Here is a 15,969-nt window from a genome sequence, read left to right as displayed (position 1 = left end):
CATGACCAGGATTCTCGTCACCGGCGGCGCCAAGGGCGTCGGCGCGGCGATCGTGCGCGCGCTCGTCGCAGCCGGCCACGATGTCGACTTCACCTTCCGCTCTTCCGCCGAGCAGGCGAAGGCGCTCGCCGACGAGATCGCCAAGGCCCATCCCGGCCGCGCGGTCTCGGCCCTGCCGCTCGATCTCTCCGACAAGGCCGCTCTCGACGCCTTTTGCGAGGACCGCGAGGACGAAACCTATTTCGGCCTCGTCCACAATGCCGGCCAGCCCTATGATTCGCTCGCTGCGATGATGGTGCAGGACAAGGCGGAAGCCGCGATGCAGGTCAATTTCTGGGCCTTCACCCGCCTCGCCAAGAGCCTGATGCGCAACATGATCCGCGCGCGCGCCGGCCGCATCGTCGCCATCGGCTCGGTCGCAGCCTTGCGCGGCAACCCGGGCAATGCGGCCTATGCCGCCTCCAAGGGCGCCTTGATCTCCTATGCCAAAACGCTCGCCGTCGAGACCGGCAAGCGCGGTGTCACGGTCAACGTGATCGCGCCCGGCTTCGTCGACACCGATATGATGGCGCCCTATGCCGCCTATCGTGACAAGATGCAGAGCCAGATTCCGGCCGGCCGCTTCGCCAAGCCCGAGGAGGTCGCCGGCCTCGCCACCTTCCTGATGAGCGAGCCCGCGGCCTATATCAGTGGCACGGTGCTGCCGATCGATGGTGGCCTGACCGCGCAACTCGGCATCCATCGCTGATCAGCCTGTTCTGAAAGGTCGAAAGTTCATGCGTTCCCTCCAGCTCCACGGCGACCGCGACCTGCGCCTGGAAGAGATCGAGCCGCCGCCGCCGCCCGCCGCCGGCGAGGTGCAGATCCGCATCAAGGCGGTGGGGCTGAACTATCTCGACCTCTGGGGTTTCCGCGGCATGGCCTTCGCCAAGCGCAAGATGCCGCAGGCGGCCGGTGTCGAGGCGGCTGGCGAGATCGTCTGCGTCGGCGAGGGCGTCACCGGCTTTGCGCCCGGCGACGTCGTCACCGCCTATGGCGCCGATACCTGCGGTGAGTGCAAGGCCTGCCGCGAGGGCCGCGACAATCTCTGCGAGAACGTCGCCGGCATCATGGGCTTCCATATCGACGGTTTCGCCCGCGAGTTGCTGAACCGCCCGGCGCGGCTGACGATCAAGGCCCCCAAGGGCGTCTCCTTCGAAGACGCCGCCTGCGCGCCGATCGGCTTCGGCACGGTGCAGCACATGCTCTTCGACAATGCGAAGCTCGAGCCTGGTGAATCCGTTCTGGTCCATGCCGGCGGCTCCGGCATCGGCACGGCCGCGATCCTGATGGCCAAGGCCATCGGCTGCACCGTCTACACGACGGTCGGAGACGACGAGAAAGGCGCCAAGGCCAAGGCGCTCGGCGCCGACCACGTCATCAACTATCGCGAGGACCGCTTCGAGGGTGTGGTGCGCAAGCTCACCGGCCGCAAGGGCGTGGATGTCGTCTTCGAGCATGTCGGCGCCGACACCTGGAACGGCTCGCTGCTCTGCCTGAAGCGCGGCGGCAGGCTCGTCACCTGCGGCGCGACCTCCGGCCCCTCGGCCACGATCAACCTGATGCAGCTTTTCCAGCAGCAATATCGCATCACCGGCTCCTTCGGCTGCCGCATCGAGAATATCGCGCAATCGCTCGAGAAAATGGCCGGCGGCATGAAGCCGGTGATCGATTCGGTCTTCCCGCTCGCCGAATTCGAGAAGGGACTCGCCCGGATCGAAGGCCGCAAGGTCTTCGGCAAGGTCGTCATCGCCTTCTGATCGGCGCACGCCTTTCCGGCCGAAGACTTGACGCCGGCAAAATCCTGCCCCAGATCGCGCCCTCAGGCCCGGTTTTGCTCTCGGCACGGGTGGAATTTGAGGCTGAAGCGATCTTGAAACGTTTGAAGGCACTCGCCGCCCGCGTCGGCGCCGCGCTGATGATCGGCGTGATCCGCGCGCTGTTCGGCGGCCTGCGCCTGCTCGGCCCGGAGCGCTCCAGCGATCTCGGCGGCTGGCTGCTGCGTACGGCAAGCCCCCTGCTCCCGGTCAACCGCATCGCCCTCGCTAATATCCGCGCCGCCTTCCCCGAGAAGGACGAGGCGGAGGTGCGGCGCATCGCGCGCGGCGCCTGGGAGAATCTCGGCCGCACCGCCGCGGAATACGCCCATCTGGGCACGTTGTTCGACTATGACGCCGAGAATCCCGACAAGCCTTCGCGCGTCGAGGTCCAGGGCATTGAGCATTTCGTCGCGCTCAAGGACGATGCCAAGCCCGGCCTGATCTTCTCGGCCCATCTCGCGAACTGGGAGCTGCCGGCGATCTGCGCCGCAACCTATGAGCTCAAGACGACCGCCGTCTTCCGCGCCCCCAACGACCCGGCGATCGCGGCCGTCGTGCACGAGATTCGCTCGGGCGCCATGGACGGACTTGCCGCGGCGAAGCAGGGAGCGGCGTTCGCGATGCAGGCTGTTCTGGAGAATGGCGGCCATCTCGGCATGCTGATCGACCAGCATTTCACCCGCGGCACCGTCGTGCCCTTTCTGGGGCGCCCGGCCCTGACCAACCCGATCATGGGCAAATTCGCTCGGCGCTTCGAATGCCCGGTCCATGGCGTGCGCGTCATTCGCCTGCCGGGCCACCGTTTCCGGCTGGAGCTGACGCCGCCGCTCGATCTGCCGCGCGACGCCGGCGGCGAGATCGACGTGCGGGGCGCCATGGCGATGATGACGGCGGTCGTCGACGGCTGGGTGCGAGAATATCCCGAGCAGTGGCTCTGGATGCATCGCCGCTGGCGACCGAACATGATCTCCGCCAGCGCGCTCGCCGAATTCGAGCAAAGCAGCGTGATCACGCCGGTTTTCAAGGCAACGTGATTTCCATCCGGGGCGGATTGCGGGCTTTGGTAACCTCAGAAAAAGAAGTCGCCCGCAGAGTCTCGTCCATGTCCGCTTGCAAGCGCCACCTCGCCGCGATCCTCGCCGCCTTCGCCCTCGTCCCGGCGATCGCGCAGGCGCAGACGGCCGAGCCTGCGCCAAAGGCCGTGATCGAGCTTTTCACCAGCCAGGGTTGCTCCTCCTGCCCGCCGGCAGACGCGCTGGTGGTCGAACTGGCCAAGGAGCCGGGGCTGATCGCTCTCACCCTCCCGGTGACGTATTGGGACTATCTCGGCTGGAAGGATACGCTCGGCAAGGACTCCTTCGCCAAGCGGCAGAAATTCTATGCCAAGGCCCGCGGTGACGGGCAGGTCTATACGCCCCAGGTCGTGATCAACGGCGCCTCCCACGCCATTGGCTCGGAGAAGGCGGAGATCACCAAGGCGGTGAACCAGCTGTCGACGACGGGCTTTGCTGCGACGGTAGCGCTGAAGGAGGAGAACGGCAGCCTCCGGATCGCGATCACGCCGCGGGATGCCTCCCTCACGGAGCCGGCCGGTGTCTGGGTCCTGCCGACCACGCGCCACGCCACGGTGCCGGTCACGCGCGGCGAGAACCAGGGCAAGACACTGGCCTATGCCAATGTCGTGCGTGGCATCGTCCGCGTCGGCGACTGGAACGGAGAGGCTGCGACCATCACCGCGCCGCTGACGGCGACACAGGCGCCGGAGGCCGACAGCTATGTCGTGCTCGTACAGGCCGAGCGGCCCAGCAAATACGGAATGACCATGCCCGGCGCCATCCTCGGCGCCGCCCGCAGCGCGTCCGCGCGTTGAGCTCCGCCGCGCGCCCGAGCTCGTCCCCAGCATAACAAGCGCCAGAAATCAGCGTTCGGAATCGTTCGACGAATGTCCGGTGGCCGCCCGTTTCGTAACCGTCGCCAAACCGTCTTTCGTGGTCACGATGAGCGGTCAGGGGCGATGAGAGGGCTCGGGCCTCGGAGGCTGATCGAAATCAAGGCATCTGATGCCGGTTCATGGCATCACACGCGTCAATGAATCTGATCGTATTCGCCTTCGCCTGCGCATCCTTGCTTGCGACCCCCGGCCCGACCAACACCTTGCTGGCGACTGCCGGCGCGGAAGTCGGATGGCGCCGTGCCAGGCATCTGCTGGTTGCGGAGCTCGCCGGGTATCTGCTGGCCATAGCGATCTTGAGGCTGGCGCTGGGGCCGATCATCGCCGCAAAGCCGGAATTTGCGTTGGCGCTTCAGGCCGCGGTCGTCGCCTACGTCCTTCATCTCGCCATCGCCGTCTGGAAGCGCGGCAACGTTCGCGATCTCGCCGGGCGGTCGATCACCTTCCGGCGCGTGTTCCTGACGACCTTGCTCAATCCGAAGGGAGCGATCTTCGCCTTCTCTCTGCTCCCGACGGCAGATGACGGGCTGCTGTTCGGGCTCGCGGTCCTCTCGCTCGAGATCGTCGCGATCGGCTTTGGCTGGCTACGTCTCGGAAGCACGTTCCACGCGAAGTTCCACGACGCGGGCCATGCGAAGATCGGATACCGCTTGAGTGCCGGGATGCTGGCTTGCCTCGCTGGCGTGGTCGCCATCCGCAGCATCGTGGCGCTCTAGAGCCGGATCCGATCGGATTGCTGCGCAATCTGATCGGCGCGTGCTCTAGGATGCTCTCGTTCGGCGATTCTCGGATTGGCGTTCCGCTCCGCCCGGGAATGCCGGCCTAAAGCAGGATCACCTTGTTCTGCAGCTCGTCGACGTCGCCCGGCACCGGCGGGACATGCTGCGCCAGCACGGCGCCGACCTCATCCACCGCTGCGATCAGCCCCTCGGTCAGCCTGTCCTCGCGCGCCGCGGCGATCAGCGGCTCGATGATGGCGCGCCAGGTCTCCTGATCGACGAGCCCGTCGATGCCGGTATCGGCGATGATTTCGGCATAGCGTTCCTGAAGGGCGACATAGAGCAGCACGCCGGTGCGCCCCTTGGTCCGTGTCAGGCCGCGGGCGGTGAATTCGCGCAACGCCGCCTCGTGAGCGCGCCGCCGCTTGACGAAGCCCGGAACGAAACGCCCGCCGCGCCCATACCAGAGCAGCGAACCCAGCAGCAGCGCCGCGCTGAAGAGCTGGGTCATGAAGATGCGCTGGGCACTGATCGCCGTCAGCGAGAGCAGCGGCCAAGGCACGAAGAGAGCCAGCGCAAGCGCGAGCACCACGGCCACGTTGCGGTAGCTCGACGCGGCACGGTCGATGACGACGACGATCTCGCCCGCGGTCCGCAGCTCGGCACGGCGCACGGCTTCGGCAATCGCGTCTCTGTCAGCCTCGTCCATCACCAGTCTCCCGAGGCTCCGCCGCCGCCGGAGGAGCCACCGCCACCTGAAAAACCGCCTCCGCCCGAACTCCAGCCACCTCCGCCGCCGCTCCAGCCGGAGCCCGAGCCGGTGCTCCAGCCCGTCGTCTGCGGCAGCGTGACCCAGCGCCCGTTGCGCAGGCGATGGCGTCGGCCGCCACCCTGCTGGCTCAAGCCCCGCAGGAAGGCGACGATGAACAGGAAGATCAGGATCATCCCGATGATGACCGCGATGTCCTCGCCCAGCGTGCTCTCATCCGAGCGTACCTCCGCGCGCCGCTGCCATTCCTCGGCATCGCCTGCGAGAATGGTCAGGATCGCATCGACGCCGGCCTCGATGCCGCCCGCGAAATCGCCCGTCTTGAACTTCGGCGCGATCGCGGTCGTGATGATGACCTTGGAAAGCGCGTCCGTCAGTGCGCCTTCGACGCCATAGCCGACCTCGATGCGGACCTTGCGCTCCTTCGGCGCGACGACCAGCAGCACGCCGTTGTTCTTCGCCTTTTGCCCGAGCTGCCAGTGCCGGAACAGGCCGTTGGCGAAGTCCTCGATCGTGATGTCCTGCAGCGAGGGCAGCGTCGCGACCACGACCTGGTCCGAGGTCTTGTCCTCATGCGCCTTGAGCTTGTCCTCGATGCGCTGCCGCGCCTCGGGCGCCAGCAGATTGGCCGCGTCGACGATGCGGCCGGTCAGCGCCGGATAAGACGGTTCGGCGGCCAGTGCCAGGCCGGACCAGAGCACAACGACCAGTCCGAGAACGGCGGCCCATGCCGTCATTCTCGGGCGGAGCGCAGCGCAGACCCGAGAATCTCTAGCAGGAGATGCTCGGGTCGAGCCCGAGCATGACGTGCGCTCCGGCATCCCCGTGACCCATCCGCCTCAGAACTTCACCGCCGGCGGCCGCTCGGCGCCCGTCGTCGCGGTGAAGGTCTCCATCGGCTTGGCGCCCCAGAACAGCTTGGCCCAAATCACGCCCGGAAAGGTGCGGATCTCGGTGTTGAAGGCCTGCACCGCCTGAATGTAGTCGCGCCGCGCGACGGCGACCCGGTTCTCCGTGCCTTCGAGCTGCGACTGCAGGGCGAGGAAGTTCTGGTTCGACTTCAGCTCCGGGTAGCGCTCGACCGTGACGAGCAGCCGCCCCAGCGCGCCGGTGAGCTGGTTCTGCGCGTCCTGGAATTCCTTGAACTTCGCCGGGTCGTTGATGGTCGACGCGTCGACCTTCACCTGCGTCGCCTTGGCGCGGGCCTCGATCACGCTCTGCAGCACCTCGCGCTCCTGCGCCGCATAGCCTTTCACCGTCTCGACCAGGTTGGGGATCAGATCGGCGCGGCGCTGATACTGGTTCTGCACCTCGGACCAGGCCGCCTTCGCCTTTTCCTCAAGCGTTGGAACGTTGTTGTAGCCGCATCCGGCCAGCACGATTCCGACAAGGCTCAGGACGACCCAGGTCAGTGGGCGGCCCAGTTGGGTGGAAATCGACATGCCCAAACCCCTTTGGCAGTGTCACAGACCTAGAGCCGGATCTGATCAGGTTGGAACAATCTGATCGGCGCGTGCTCTTGTGATTCGGAACTCTACCCGCCACAGCGCAGCCCTCCAAGCTGTCCGCGTCGTCAGGCTGTCACCGAGCGATAAATCGCCTATCGTGCCGCTCCGAGCCGGAGACCGCCCGCATGCCGTCCTTGCGCCTGACCACCCTCACCTTGCTCTCGGCTGTGCTGCTGAACGCCGGGACGGCCGCCGCCCAGACGCTCGCCCCGGCGCCGGAGGCCTCGACGGGCCGGGCGACGAAAACCCTCGGCACCGCCCAGCGCTTCATGGCGGCGGCCGCCAACCCGCTCGCGGCGGCAGCGGGGCGCGACATCCTGCGCGCTGGCGGCAGCGCGGTGGACGCCGCCATCGCCGTCCAGCTCGTGCTGAACCTCGTCGAGCCGCAGAGCTCCGGCATTGGCGGCGGCGCCTTTATGGTCCATTGGGACGAGGCTGGCGGCAAAGTCGCGACGCTGGACGGGCGCGAGACCGCCCCCGCCGCTGCCACGCCCGACCGCTTCATGAAGGACGGCAAGCCGATGCCGTTCCGCGAAGCCGTCATTGGCGGCCGCTCGGTCGGCGTGCCAGGTACGCTGAAGCTGCTGGAGGAGGCGCACAGGCGCTGGGGCAAGCTGCCATGGCCCGATCTGGTCCAGCCCGCCCTGAAGCTGTCGGAGGAGGGCTTCGCCGTCTCCCCGCGTCTCAACGGCCTGCTCGCGGGCGAAACGGCGCTTCCGAAGAACGCGGTCGCCGCCGCCTATTTCTACGAGCCCGACGGCAAGCCGAAGGCCGTGGGCGCGATCCTGAAGAACCCCGCCTTCGCCGCGACGCTTCGCGCTATCGCAGCGGAGGGCTCAAAGGCTTTCTACGAAGGCGAGATTGCACAGGACATCGTCGCGACCGTCACTGGCCACCCGACCAATCCCGGCGACATCACCATGGCCGACCTCGCCGCCTACAAGATCGAGGAACGCGAGCCGGTCTGTGGCGCCTATCGGGTCTGGCGCCTCTGCGGCATGGGTCCGCCGAGCTCCGGTGCCGTTGCCATCCAGCAGATGCTCGGCACCCTGGAGACGCAGGATCTGCGGCGGATGGGACCGGGCACTGAGGCCGCCCACTGGTTCAGCGAGGCCGGCCGCCTCGCCTTCGCCGATCGCGCGCTCTATCTCGCCGACCCGGCCTTCATCGTGGTGCCGCTCCGCGGCCTGATCGACCGCGACTACATTCGCTCCCGCGCCATGCTTGTGAGCCCGGATCGTTCCATGGGCCGCGCCAAGCCTGGCGATCCGCCGCATAGGCGCGCGCAACTGCTCGCGCCCTCGGACGGCATCGAGAACGGCACCAGCCACATCTCCATCGTCGACGCGCAGGGCAACGCCGTCGCCATGACCACGACGATCGAGGACGGCTTCGGCGCGCGGCTGATGACGAAGGGCGGCTTCCTGCTCAACAACGAGCTGACCGACTTCAACTTCGCACCGGAAGAGGACGGCAAGCCCGTCGCCAACCGCGTCGAGCCCGGCAAGCGACCCCGCTCCTCCATGGCCCCGACGCTGGTCTTCGACGCCTTCGGGCGGCTTTATGCGGTCGTCGGCTCGCCCGGCGGCAGCCAGATCATCGGCTATGTCGCCAAGACGCTCGTCGCCCTGCTCGACTGGAAGATGGATCCGCAGCAGGCCGTGGACTTCGGCAATTTCGGCAGCCGCAACGGCCCGACGGAGTTGGAGAAAGGCAGCGAGGCGGAAGCCTGGAAGGCCGCGCTTGAAGCCAAGGGCCATGAGGTGCGCCTGCTGGAGATGACCTCCGGCACCCAGGCCATCGTCAAGACGCCGGAGGGTTTTCTGGGCGGCGCCGACGGCAGGCGCGAGGGCGTCGCGATCGGGGATTGAGGGCGGTCGTAGAGCGTCATTCTCGGGCTTGACGCCGGTAGTGCCGGGGTCCTGCTCCCGGTAGTGCCAGCCCATTACGGCTGCGCCGGACGCTCCCCGCCAGCACCACGCCCGGCGATCAGCCAGTAGACGAAGCCCGTCGCTGTGCCGACCAGGAACAGCCCGGAGATGATCTGGATCTCGGCGTGGCTCGGTGCGCGCGACAACCGCAGCATCGCGAGCGGCAGCAGCGCCGCCAGCAACCCGGTGAAACCGCTCTGGAGAAGGCCGCTGCGCAGGCGGAAAAGCTCCGAGCCGATCGCGACCAGCACCACCGGCACCACGACGATGGCCAAGCCCAGCTGGCCGATCACCGTGAAGGCGGCCTGCGCGGCCGGCGCCGGATCGATGCCGCTCTCGGCCAGCCCGAACAGCAGGTCGACGAGCCGCTCGATGCCGCCGCCGATCAGCAGCGCGACGGCCGGCGAGGCGACGCTCGCCATACCCAGGAAGAGCAGCGCCGCCCCCATGGCGACGAGGCAGGCAAACGGAATCAGCAGAACCCAGCGCAGCAAGCGGCTCACTCCGCAGCGACGGCCGGCACGCTCTGCGCTTCCTGCTCGTCCAGCATCAGCCGGGCGCGGGCGGAGAGCTTTTCCGTCTCGCTCTTGAGCTGGCCGCAGGCGGCGAGGATGTCGCGCCCGCGCGGCGTGCGCACCGGCGAGGCATAGCCGGCGCGGAAGACGATATCGGAGAAGCGCTCGATCCGATCCCAGTCCGAGCACTCGTAGCGGGTGCCGGGCCAGGGGTTGAACGGGATCAGGTTGATCTTGGCCGGAATGCCCTTGAGCAGCCGAACCAGCTCGCGCGCCTCGGCGTCGGAATCGTTGACGCCCTTCAGCATGACATATTCAAACGTAATGCGTTTGGCGTTCGACAGGCCCGGATAATTCCGGCAGGCCTCGAGCAGGTCCTTGATCGGATACTTCTTGTTGAGCGGCACCAGCTCGTTGCGCAGCTCGTCGCGCACCGCATGCAGCGAGATCGCCAGCATCGTGCCCATCTCGTCGCCGAGCGGGCTGATCTGCGGCACGACGCCGGAGGTCGAGACCGTGATGCGCCGACGCCCGAGCGACAGCCCCTGATCGTCCGAGATCACATCGATGGCATCGCGCACGCCGTCGAAATTGTAGAGCGGCTCGCCCATGCCCATGAAGACGATGTTCGTGACGAAGCGCCCGCCATCATTGGGCACGAACGCGCCTTCCGGCGGCTTGCGGTTGGGGAAATCGCCGAGGCGCTCGCGCGCCACCATCAGCTGCGCGACGATCTCCTCGGTCTTCAGGTTGCGCACCAGGCGCTGCGTGCCGGTGTGGCAGAACGTGCAGGTCAGCGTGCAGCCGACCTGGCTGGAAACGCAGAGCGTGCCGCGGTCGACCTCGGGGATATAGACGCATTCGATCTCGGCGCCGCGATCATGCGGGCCGGCCGAAGGCATCCGCAGCAGCCACTTGCGCGTGCCGTCGCTCGAAACCTGCTCGGCAGTGACCTCTGGCAGATCGAGCGAGAAGCGTTCGGCGAGCTGGGCGCGCAGACCCTTGCCGATTGTCGTCATCGCGTCGAAATCGCGCACGCCGTAATGGTAGACCCAGTTCCAGAGCTGGCCGACGCGCATGCGCCGCTCCTTCTCGGGAACGCCGATCTCGGCCAGCGCCTCGGCCATGCCGGCGCGCGTGCGCCCGACGAGCGAGGGGCGCCGCAAAACAGGTTCGGCCGCCGGAGCGGCGGTAGCGGGAACGGACACGGTCATCGGAGCTCTGCTTGGCGGGCCGCTATCGGCCCGGATTTCCGCGCCTCATAGCACGAAAAGCCCGCTTATGAAATCGGGGCGCACGACATCGCCGTCATGCTAGCCCTCGTGGCGAGCATCCACGTCTCGATCACCACGCCCGGCCGGCAAGGACGTGGATGGTCGGGACAAGCCCGACCATGACGTGGAGGGCGAAGGGTGCGATGCAGGCCCTTACTTGCAGGCGTCCTCGGCCCGCTTCACGACCTGGCTGATGCCGGCGAGCGAGTACTTGTCGCTGGTCGGGTTGCCGCGCTTCGAGGTGCCCTTGACCTCGAGCCCGGAGCCCTTGCGCATCGCATCGAGCATGCGCGGTTCCTCGGCCGGATTCTTCAGCCACATATTCTGGCCCTTGGCGACGAGTGCGAAGCGCTCATTCCCAATGATTGCTTGATGTTCGACGCCTTCCTTAAGGTCGAAGTTCATCACGAAACTGATCTCGTTGCGCACGCCCTCGCCCGGACGGCTGGAGACGAAGAACATGCCCTCGATGTCCTTGAGATTTGCCGGCAGGCGAACCTCGGCCTTGGAGAGTGCATAGCAGACTTTGGCGCGGCCCTGCTGGGACGAGAAGGCCTGCCATTTGCCTGACGTCTCCAGCAGCATCGCCTGGCCCTGGCCGCCACTGGCCGCCGGAGTGGCAGCAGCAGAAGCGGCGGCGGCAGGCTTTGCCCTCTGCGCCGGCTGCGCCGCGGCTTCGCCCGGCATCAGCAGCACGGTCCCGCCGCCCGCCATGGCGGCGGCGACGAGAACTCTCCGGAACGAAGCGTTAGCGCGGGAAAAGGGGGACGAGCTGATCATGGAACGCCATCAGTCACTAAAAATCTTAACACCGCGTTTACCACCTGTTGACGACGGGCGATCCACCGCGACACGCAAGGATAGAGTGTTACGATCCTGGCGAAAATACGAATGCAGGCGCCGCCTCCGGCTCCATAGACCGCGTGTCAGCCGCGCCGGCCGATCCGTCCGCCCGATCGCAGATACGTGTCATACGCGGTGAGGATGGCCCGGCGCGGCCATTTCAGCCACGCCATCTGCCGTTGCCAGAACGGCATCTTGCTCAGCAGAGCGGCACGCAACGTCCCGCTGACCCGGTAATAGTCGGATACGCGCTGATCGAGACCGCCCGCCCGGTCGTCGACCCAGTAGCCGAAACCCTGGTCCCTGTCCTCGTTGTAGAAGGTGAGGCGGGCATAGCCTTCGCCGGCAAACGTGTCTCCGGCAGCCTGTGTCGTCGAGCTGCGAAGCCGGCCGGTATAGGCGTATTTGATCACGCCCTCGTCGCCGAAATGGATGAACTCTGAATGCCAGCCGCCGATGCACTCGCCGGTCGACAGCCTGAAGCTGTCGCCGCTCAGCAGATAGCGGAAGCTGATTCGGCTGACCGTGATCGAGAAGACGTTCACCTGGTCGTCATCGCCCCGCGGCCGGCCGATATAGTGCCCGACATAGGCATAGTGCGGATCGAACAGGCGCCGGATCGGCGGAATGGCCGATATCGCGAAGAAAATGACGATCAGCGCGAGATAGGCCAGGCCGCTCGCCAACGGAAAGACGGTCTTGGGCTCGAAATAGCCCTGATAAGCCGTGGGAACCTGCGCGCGAATGACCGTGACGAGATCGAAATACAGGACGATGAGGACGGAGAGAACGACGGCGATCGACTGCAGCACGCGGTTCAGCATGGAAGAACCTCATTCCGGCGTGGCCCGCTCCGATCTCGCGACAGCCCGGTCGGTCGCAGCCTCTTGCAAGCCGATCCTAGGGCCGATGGAAACTTGCACAAGGCACCTGCTTGCGGGAGATTCGCAGCAGGGGCCGCGCCGGCCGCTGTCGGGATGCCACGATGAAGGCCCTGCTCTGTGAACGTCTCGGCCCGGCCGAGGAGCTCGTCATCCGCGACATCCCCGAGCCAAGTCCGGGGCCGGGCGAGGTCGTCGTTGCGGTCCGGACGGCCGCCCTCAACTTCTTCGACACCCTGATCATCCGCGGCCGCTACCAGACGAAGCCCGCCTTCCCCTTCTCTCCATCCGCCGAATGCGCCGGCACGATCGCCGCCATCGGCGAAGGCGTCACCGGCTGGGAGCTGGGCGAGCGTGTCGCGGCCTGGCTCGGCCACGGCGCGGCACGCGAGAAGGTCGTCGTGCCGGCCGAAGCGCTGGTCCGCGTGCCGGATCGGCTCGACGACGCGCAGGCCGCCGGCCTCTTCGTCACCTATGGCACGGCGATGCACGGGCTGATCCAGCGCGCCCATCTCAAGGCCGGAGAGCATCTCGCCATCCTCGGTGCCGCCGGCGGGGCAGGGCTCGCGGCGGTGGAGATCGGTGCGCTGCTCGGCGCCCATGTCATCGCCTGCGCCTCCTCGCCCGACAAGCTGGCGCTCGCCCGCGAGCATGGCGCGCAGGAGGAAATCGACTATGTCGAGGGCGACCTGCGCGCCGCGCTGAGGAAACTGACCGAAGGGCGCGGCGTCGACGTGCTCTACGACACGGTCGGCGGCGATCTCGCCGAGCCGGCGCTGCGCTCCATGGCCTGGGAGGGGCGCTATCTGGTCGTCGGCTTCGCCGGCGGCGAGATCCCCAGGATCCCGCTCAACCTGCTCCTGCTGAAGGGCTGCGACCTGCGCGGCGTCTTCTGGGGCGAGTTCGTCAGGCGCGAGCCGGCTGCCCACCGGCGCAATATGGAGCGCCTGCTGGACTGGGCGGCGGGCGGGCATATCCGCGCCCATGTCCACGCGACCTTCCCGCTCGAACGCTGGACGGAAGCCTATGCGCTGATCGGCGACCGCAAGGCCAAGGGCAAGATCGTGCTGACGCTGTAGAGCGACGCCGGAGCGTCATTCTCGGGCGCTGCAAGCAGCGACCCGAGAAGCTCAGGCCGAAAGAGGCGCCTTCTCCCGCAAGAGATGCTCGGATCGAGCCCGAGCATGACGCAGGATCAAAGCTCGGCCAGCGCCTGTTTAGCCCGCTCGCGATGCTCCGGGCGGATCGAGCCGGCCACGGCTGCGAGCGCCGCAGCAATCACCGCCGCGTCGTCGGTGAAGCCGAGCAGTGGCATGATGTCCGGCAGCGCATCGATAGGCAGCACGAAATAGCCGAGCGCGGCCAGCAGCGTCAGCCTGACGCGCCGTGGCGTTGCCGGATCGCGCGCGCAGAACCACGCCGCCAGCAGGTCCTCGGCAAAGGGAATACGCTTCGCGACACGCTTCAGCCGGGCCATGAACTCGGTCCCGAACTTCGCCTCGTCGCGCAGGCTCTTGCGGATCGCCTCCATCTCCTCATGGCTGAAGCGGGCGCTGAACCCTTCGCTCATTCCTGTCTTGCTCCTTTGCGCCTTCCGGCGCGCTGATCGCACACCCCGATGGCGCGCGTGAGGAAAGATGGCCCCGTCGCAATCCTGCACAAGAGGCTTCTCGGAAAACCGGCTTGGAGAGCCGTCCACCCCCCTCTAAACCGGCATTCGGACAAATTCAGGGAAATGCCAAAGGAACCGCCATGAAGCTCGATTCCTCCCTTGCCGCCATCGTCACCGGCGGCGCCTCTGGCCTCGGCGAGGCGACGGCGCGCATGCTTGCCGGCCAGGGCGTGAAGGTCGCGCTGCTCGACCTCAACGCCGAGCGTGGCGAGGCGGTCGCGAAGGAGATCGGCGGCGTCTTCTGCGTCTGCGACGTCACCAGCGACGCCTCGGTCGACGAAGCGCTCGCCAAGGCACGCGCCGCCCATGGCGTCGCCCGTATCATCGTGAATTGTGCTGGCATCGCGCCCGGCCGCCGCGTCGTCTCGAAAAAGCGCGATACCGGCGAGCTGGTTGCACACGACCTCGCCACCTTCGAGAAGGCCGTGGCGATCAACCTGACCGGCACCTTCCGCGTCATCGCGAAATCGGCCGTGGCGCTCGCCGGCCTTGAGCCCGTTACCGCCGATGGCGGCCGCGGCGTCATCGTCTGCACGGCTTCTGTCGCCGCCGAGGACGGCCAGATCGGCCAGGCTGCCTACGCGGCCTCGAAAGCGGGCGTCGTCGGCATGACGCTGCCGGTCGCGCGCGATCTCGCAGGCGTCGGCATCCGCATCGTCACTATCATGCCGGGCCTGTTCGAGACGCCGATGTTCGCCGGCCTGCCGGACGACGCAAAAGCCTCGCTCGCCGTTTCGGTGCCGCATCCCTCCCGGCTGGGCAAGCCGGAGGAATACGCCGCGCTTGCCCGCAGCATCATCGAGAACGACATGCTGAACGGCACCGCGATCCGTCTCGACGGCGCGATCCGGCTGGCGCCGAAGTAGCAGCAAGCCTCAGACGATGCGGTAAACCTCGCCGGCGCTGCGATCCCGGTAGAGGTCCACCCGCTCGCCGTTCCAGTGATAGTCGAGATGCCGGCCCTGCATGGGCTGGCTCGCCCCGTCGGGATAGAACAGCCCGGCGCATTCGCCACCGGGGCAGCGCACGCTCGGATAGACCACGCCTTCCGAGGCGGCATCCCGCAAGCGTGCACCGAGCTGCTGGCTTTGCGAGTAATCGACCGGGTCGAGCACGGCAGTCATTTCATCACCGCCCGCACGCAGATCGTGCAGCTCCGCGTCGACATCGAGCACGATCTCGCGGAACTGCGAGGTCCAGCCCGGCGGCTGCGCGGTCGCCAGCATGAAACGGGCATGGTGGTGCACCGTCTCCAGCAGCGCCACCTCGAAGCGATTCCCCACATGGAGCACGCCGAAGCTGCCGTCGCTGAAGCGGCTTGGCCTGTCCCGGCTGACATGCGTGAACGGCGCCATCAGCCAGCTCGCGCCGGCGCCCGCCACGCGCCTGTCGGGCGGGACGAGATCGAGATTGCCGATCGTCTCCATCAGCCGCGGATTGGTCTTCTGCTCGGCCGCGATCAGGAGCGGCCAGTCGGCCGGGTCGGCGATGTCCTCGAACAGGTCGACCGGCGGAAAGATGCTGCGGATGATCCGGACCACCCCGCGCCACTGGATCGGCGAGACCGGCAGGCTCGCCGGATCGATCACCAGGCGCCCCGCTCGGCATCGAGCAGCCGACGCACCCGCATCAGATCGGTGAGCTCGCCGCCCAGCATGATGTCGAGCGCCGATTTGCCGCCGAAGGCGGCATTCGGCCGCTTGATCCAGTCATAGCCGCGCTGCGGCTCGGTGAAGATCAGCCTCAGCGCCTTGTGGATGCCCATCAGGTTGGAGAGCCGCGCCTTGCCGTCCCGCGAGATGCGCCCGACCCCGCCGGCTTTCCAGCGTGCATAGCTCCGCGCCGGCAGGTCGATCAGCACCGCGGCTTCCTCGTCGGTGATCCGCCACAGCCGGAACAGGTTGACCGCAGCGCGAAACATCGCCGCCGCCTCGTCATCGCTGATCGGGTCGGGAACGAAATCGCGCTGGGCGGTCTCGATGCGCAGAAGGGCGCTCATGCTGCGGCTCTCCATTTGGCATAAGATGGAGATAATTTCGCCAAATGG

The 15,969-nt window shown here is 67.2% G+C and carries 18 protein-coding genes; 8 read left to right on the top strand and 10 right to left on the bottom strand.

Annotated elements, in window-relative coordinates:
- Position 1 precedes the first annotated feature (1 nt).
- From BoBH3_RS24020 to BoBH3_RS24000, 5 genes are all read left to right on the top strand, one after another.
- On the top strand, positions 2-748 hold the full coding sequence (locus tag BoBH3_RS24020) for an SDR family NAD(P)-dependent oxidoreductase (protein WP_262333392.1): 747 nt from the start codon (positions 2-4) through the stop codon (positions 746-748).
- A gap of 28 nt (positions 749-776) precedes the next feature.
- On the top strand, positions 777-1,799 hold the full coding sequence (locus tag BoBH3_RS24015; RefSeq protein ID WP_262333391.1) for a zinc-binding dehydrogenase: 1,023 nt from the start codon (positions 777-779) through the stop codon (positions 1,797-1,799).
- A gap of 158 nt (positions 1,800-1,957) precedes the next feature.
- The gene (locus BoBH3_RS24010) at positions 1,958-2,893 is read left to right on the top strand and encodes a lipid A biosynthesis lauroyl acyltransferase (protein WP_410050651.1); all 936 of its coding nucleotides are present in this window, start codon (positions 1,958-1,960) and stop codon (positions 2,891-2,893) included.
- A 68-nt stretch (positions 2,894-2,961) separates the two neighbouring features.
- Positions 2,962-3,729: a DUF1223 domain-containing protein gene (locus BoBH3_RS24005; RefSeq protein WP_262333389.1), complete on the top strand. Its 768-nt coding sequence runs from the start codon at positions 2,962-2,964 to the stop codon at positions 3,727-3,729.
- Between the two features lie 218 nt (positions 3,730-3,947).
- Entirely contained in the window at positions 3,948-4,526 is a 579-nt protein-coding gene (locus tag BoBH3_RS24000; RefSeq protein WP_262333388.1) for a LysE family translocator, read from the top strand.
- Positions 4,527-4,632: 106 nt separating this feature from the next.
- Here BoBH3_RS24000 and BoBH3_RS23995 read toward each other — a convergent pair whose 3' ends face one another.
- From BoBH3_RS23995 to BoBH3_RS23985, 3 genes are all read right to left on the bottom strand, one after another.
- Complete coding sequence (locus BoBH3_RS23995; RefSeq protein ID WP_262333387.1) at positions 4,633-5,238, bottom strand: TPM domain-containing protein; 606 nt, start codon at positions 5,236-5,238, stop codon at positions 4,633-4,635.
- A complete protein-coding gene (locus BoBH3_RS23990; RefSeq protein WP_262333386.1) occupies positions 5,238-6,035 on the bottom strand; it encodes a TPM domain-containing protein in 798 nt (265 codons plus the stop codon). Before BoBH3_RS23990 ends, BoBH3_RS23995 begins: the two co-directional genes overlap by 1 nt.
- 102 nt (positions 6,036-6,137) lie before the next feature.
- Entirely contained in the window at positions 6,138-6,740 is a 603-nt protein-coding gene (locus BoBH3_RS23985) for a LemA family protein (RefSeq protein WP_262333385.1), read from the bottom strand.
- Between the two features lie 191 nt (positions 6,741-6,931).
- Here BoBH3_RS23985 and ggt point away from each other — a divergent pair, with 191 nt between their 5' ends.
- Positions 6,932-8,677 (top strand): gamma-glutamyltransferase, encoded by a 1,746-nt coding sequence (ggt, locus tag BoBH3_RS23980; protein ID WP_262333384.1) that lies wholly within the window; start codon positions 6,932-6,934, stop codon positions 8,675-8,677.
- A gap of 74 nt (positions 8,678-8,751) precedes the next feature.
- Here the strand turns inward: ggt and BoBH3_RS23975 are convergent, their stop codons facing one another.
- From BoBH3_RS23975 to BoBH3_RS23960, 4 genes are all read right to left on the bottom strand, one after another.
- Positions 8,752-9,231 (bottom strand): hypothetical protein, encoded by a 480-nt coding sequence (locus BoBH3_RS23975; protein ID WP_262333383.1) that lies wholly within the window; start codon positions 9,229-9,231, stop codon positions 8,752-8,754.
- 5 nt (positions 9,232-9,236) lie between these two features.
- Positions 9,237-10,466 (bottom strand): dual-specificity RNA methyltransferase RlmN, encoded by a 1,230-nt coding sequence (gene rlmN, locus BoBH3_RS23970; RefSeq protein WP_262333382.1) that lies wholly within the window; start codon positions 10,464-10,466, stop codon positions 9,237-9,239.
- A 213-nt stretch (positions 10,467-10,679) separates the two neighbouring features.
- Entirely contained in the window at positions 10,680-11,306 is a 627-nt protein-coding gene (locus BoBH3_RS23965; protein ID WP_262333381.1) for a hypothetical protein, read from the bottom strand.
- A 146-nt stretch (positions 11,307-11,452) separates the two neighbouring features.
- On the bottom strand, positions 11,453-12,193 hold the full coding sequence (locus BoBH3_RS23960; protein WP_262333380.1) for a hypothetical protein: 741 nt from the start codon (positions 12,191-12,193) through the stop codon (positions 11,453-11,455).
- A gap of 161 nt (positions 12,194-12,354) precedes the next feature.
- Between BoBH3_RS23960 and BoBH3_RS23955 the strand changes: the two genes are divergently transcribed.
- Positions 12,355-13,329, top strand: coding sequence for an NADPH:quinone oxidoreductase family protein (locus tag BoBH3_RS23955; protein WP_262333379.1), 975 nt, complete (start codon positions 12,355-12,357; stop codon positions 13,327-13,329).
- A 116-nt stretch (positions 13,330-13,445) separates the two neighbouring features.
- On the opposite strand, the gene BoBH3_RS23950 is transcribed toward BoBH3_RS23955, so the two are convergent.
- Entirely contained in the window at positions 13,446-13,820 is a 375-nt protein-coding gene (locus tag BoBH3_RS23950; RefSeq protein ID WP_410050650.1) for a YkvA family protein, read from the bottom strand.
- A 182-nt stretch (positions 13,821-14,002) separates the two neighbouring features.
- Here BoBH3_RS23950 and BoBH3_RS23945 point away from each other — a divergent pair, with 182 nt between their 5' ends.
- Positions 14,003-14,788 carry an SDR family NAD(P)-dependent oxidoreductase gene (locus tag BoBH3_RS23945; protein ID WP_262333378.1) on the top strand — a complete coding sequence of 262 codons (786 nt, stop codon included), beginning with the start codon at positions 14,003-14,005 and terminating at the stop codon, positions 14,786-14,788.
- A gap of 9 nt (positions 14,789-14,797) precedes the next feature.
- On the opposite strand, the gene BoBH3_RS23940 is transcribed toward BoBH3_RS23945, so the two are convergent.
- Complete coding sequence (locus BoBH3_RS23940) at positions 14,798-15,511, bottom strand: RES family NAD+ phosphorylase (protein WP_262333377.1); 714 nt, start codon at positions 15,509-15,511, stop codon at positions 14,798-14,800.
- The gene (locus BoBH3_RS23935) at positions 15,508-15,921 is read right to left on the bottom strand and encodes an MbcA/ParS/Xre antitoxin family protein (RefSeq protein WP_262333376.1); all 414 of its coding nucleotides are present in this window, start codon (positions 15,919-15,921) and stop codon (positions 15,508-15,510) included. The genes BoBH3_RS23940 and BoBH3_RS23935 overlap by 4 nt, the downstream gene beginning before the upstream one ends.
- Positions 15,922-15,969 lie beyond the last annotated feature (48 nt).

The organism is Allobosea sp. BH3 (assembly GCF_025499465.1).
Taxonomy (GTDB): Bacteria; Pseudomonadota; Alphaproteobacteria; order Rhizobiales; family Beijerinckiaceae; genus Allobosea.
Note: the sequence above shows the minus strand (reverse complement) of the source record. Positions and strands in the feature narration are given on the sequence as shown.

Excerpts from the sequence above, each read along its gene's own strand:
- BoBH3_RS24010 (WP_410050651.1), top strand. The coding sequence starts at position 1,958 with ATGATCGGCGTGATCCGCGCGCTGTTCGGCGGCCTGCGCCTGCTCGGC.
- ggt (WP_262333384.1), top strand. The coding sequence starts at position 6,932 with ATGCCGTCCTTGCGCCTGACCACCCTCACCTTGCTCTCGGCTGTGCTG.
- BoBH3_RS23945 (WP_262333378.1), top strand. The coding sequence starts at position 14,003 with ATGAAGCTCGATTCCTCCCTTGCCGCCATCGTCACCGGCGGCGCCTCT.
- BoBH3_RS23960 (WP_262333380.1), bottom strand. The coding sequence starts at position 12,193 with ATGCTGAACCGCGTGCTGCAGTCGATCGCCGTCGTTCTCTCCGTCCTC.
- rlmN (WP_262333382.1), bottom strand. The coding sequence starts at position 10,466 with ATGACCGTGTCCGTTCCCGCTACCGCCGCTCCGGCGGCCGAACCTGTT.
- BoBH3_RS23955 (WP_262333379.1), top strand. The coding sequence starts at position 12,355 with ATGAAGGCCCTGCTCTGTGAACGTCTCGGCCCGGCCGAGGAGCTCGTC.
- BoBH3_RS23995 (WP_262333387.1), bottom strand. The coding sequence starts at position 5,238 with ATGGACGAGGCTGACAGAGACGCGATTGCCGAAGCCGTGCGCCGTGCC.
- BoBH3_RS23985 (WP_262333385.1), bottom strand. The coding sequence starts at position 6,740 with ATGTCGATTTCCACCCAACTGGGCCGCCCACTGACCTGGGTCGTCCTG.
- BoBH3_RS24005 (WP_262333389.1), top strand. The coding sequence starts at position 2,962 with ATGTCCGCTTGCAAGCGCCACCTCGCCGCGATCCTCGCCGCCTTCGCC.
- BoBH3_RS24000 (WP_262333388.1), top strand. The coding sequence starts at position 3,948 with ATGAATCTGATCGTATTCGCCTTCGCCTGCGCATCCTTGCTTGCGACC.
- BoBH3_RS24015 (WP_262333391.1), top strand. The coding sequence starts at position 777 with ATGCGTTCCCTCCAGCTCCACGGCGACCGCGACCTGCGCCTGGAAGAG.
- BoBH3_RS23950 (WP_410050650.1), bottom strand. The coding sequence starts at position 13,820 with ATGAGCGAAGGGTTCAGCGCCCGCTTCAGCCATGAGGAGATGGAGGCG.
- BoBH3_RS23990 (WP_262333386.1), bottom strand. The coding sequence starts at position 6,035 with ATGACGGCATGGGCCGCCGTTCTCGGACTGGTCGTTGTGCTCTGGTCC.
- BoBH3_RS23965 (WP_262333381.1), bottom strand. The coding sequence starts at position 11,306 with ATGATCAGCTCGTCCCCCTTTTCCCGCGCTAACGCTTCGTTCCGGAGA.
- BoBH3_RS23935 (WP_262333376.1), bottom strand. The coding sequence starts at position 15,921 with ATGAGCGCCCTTCTGCGCATCGAGACCGCCCAGCGCGATTTCGTTCCC.
- BoBH3_RS24020 (WP_262333392.1), top strand. The coding sequence starts at position 2 with ATGACCAGGATTCTCGTCACCGGCGGCGCCAAGGGCGTCGGCGCGGCG.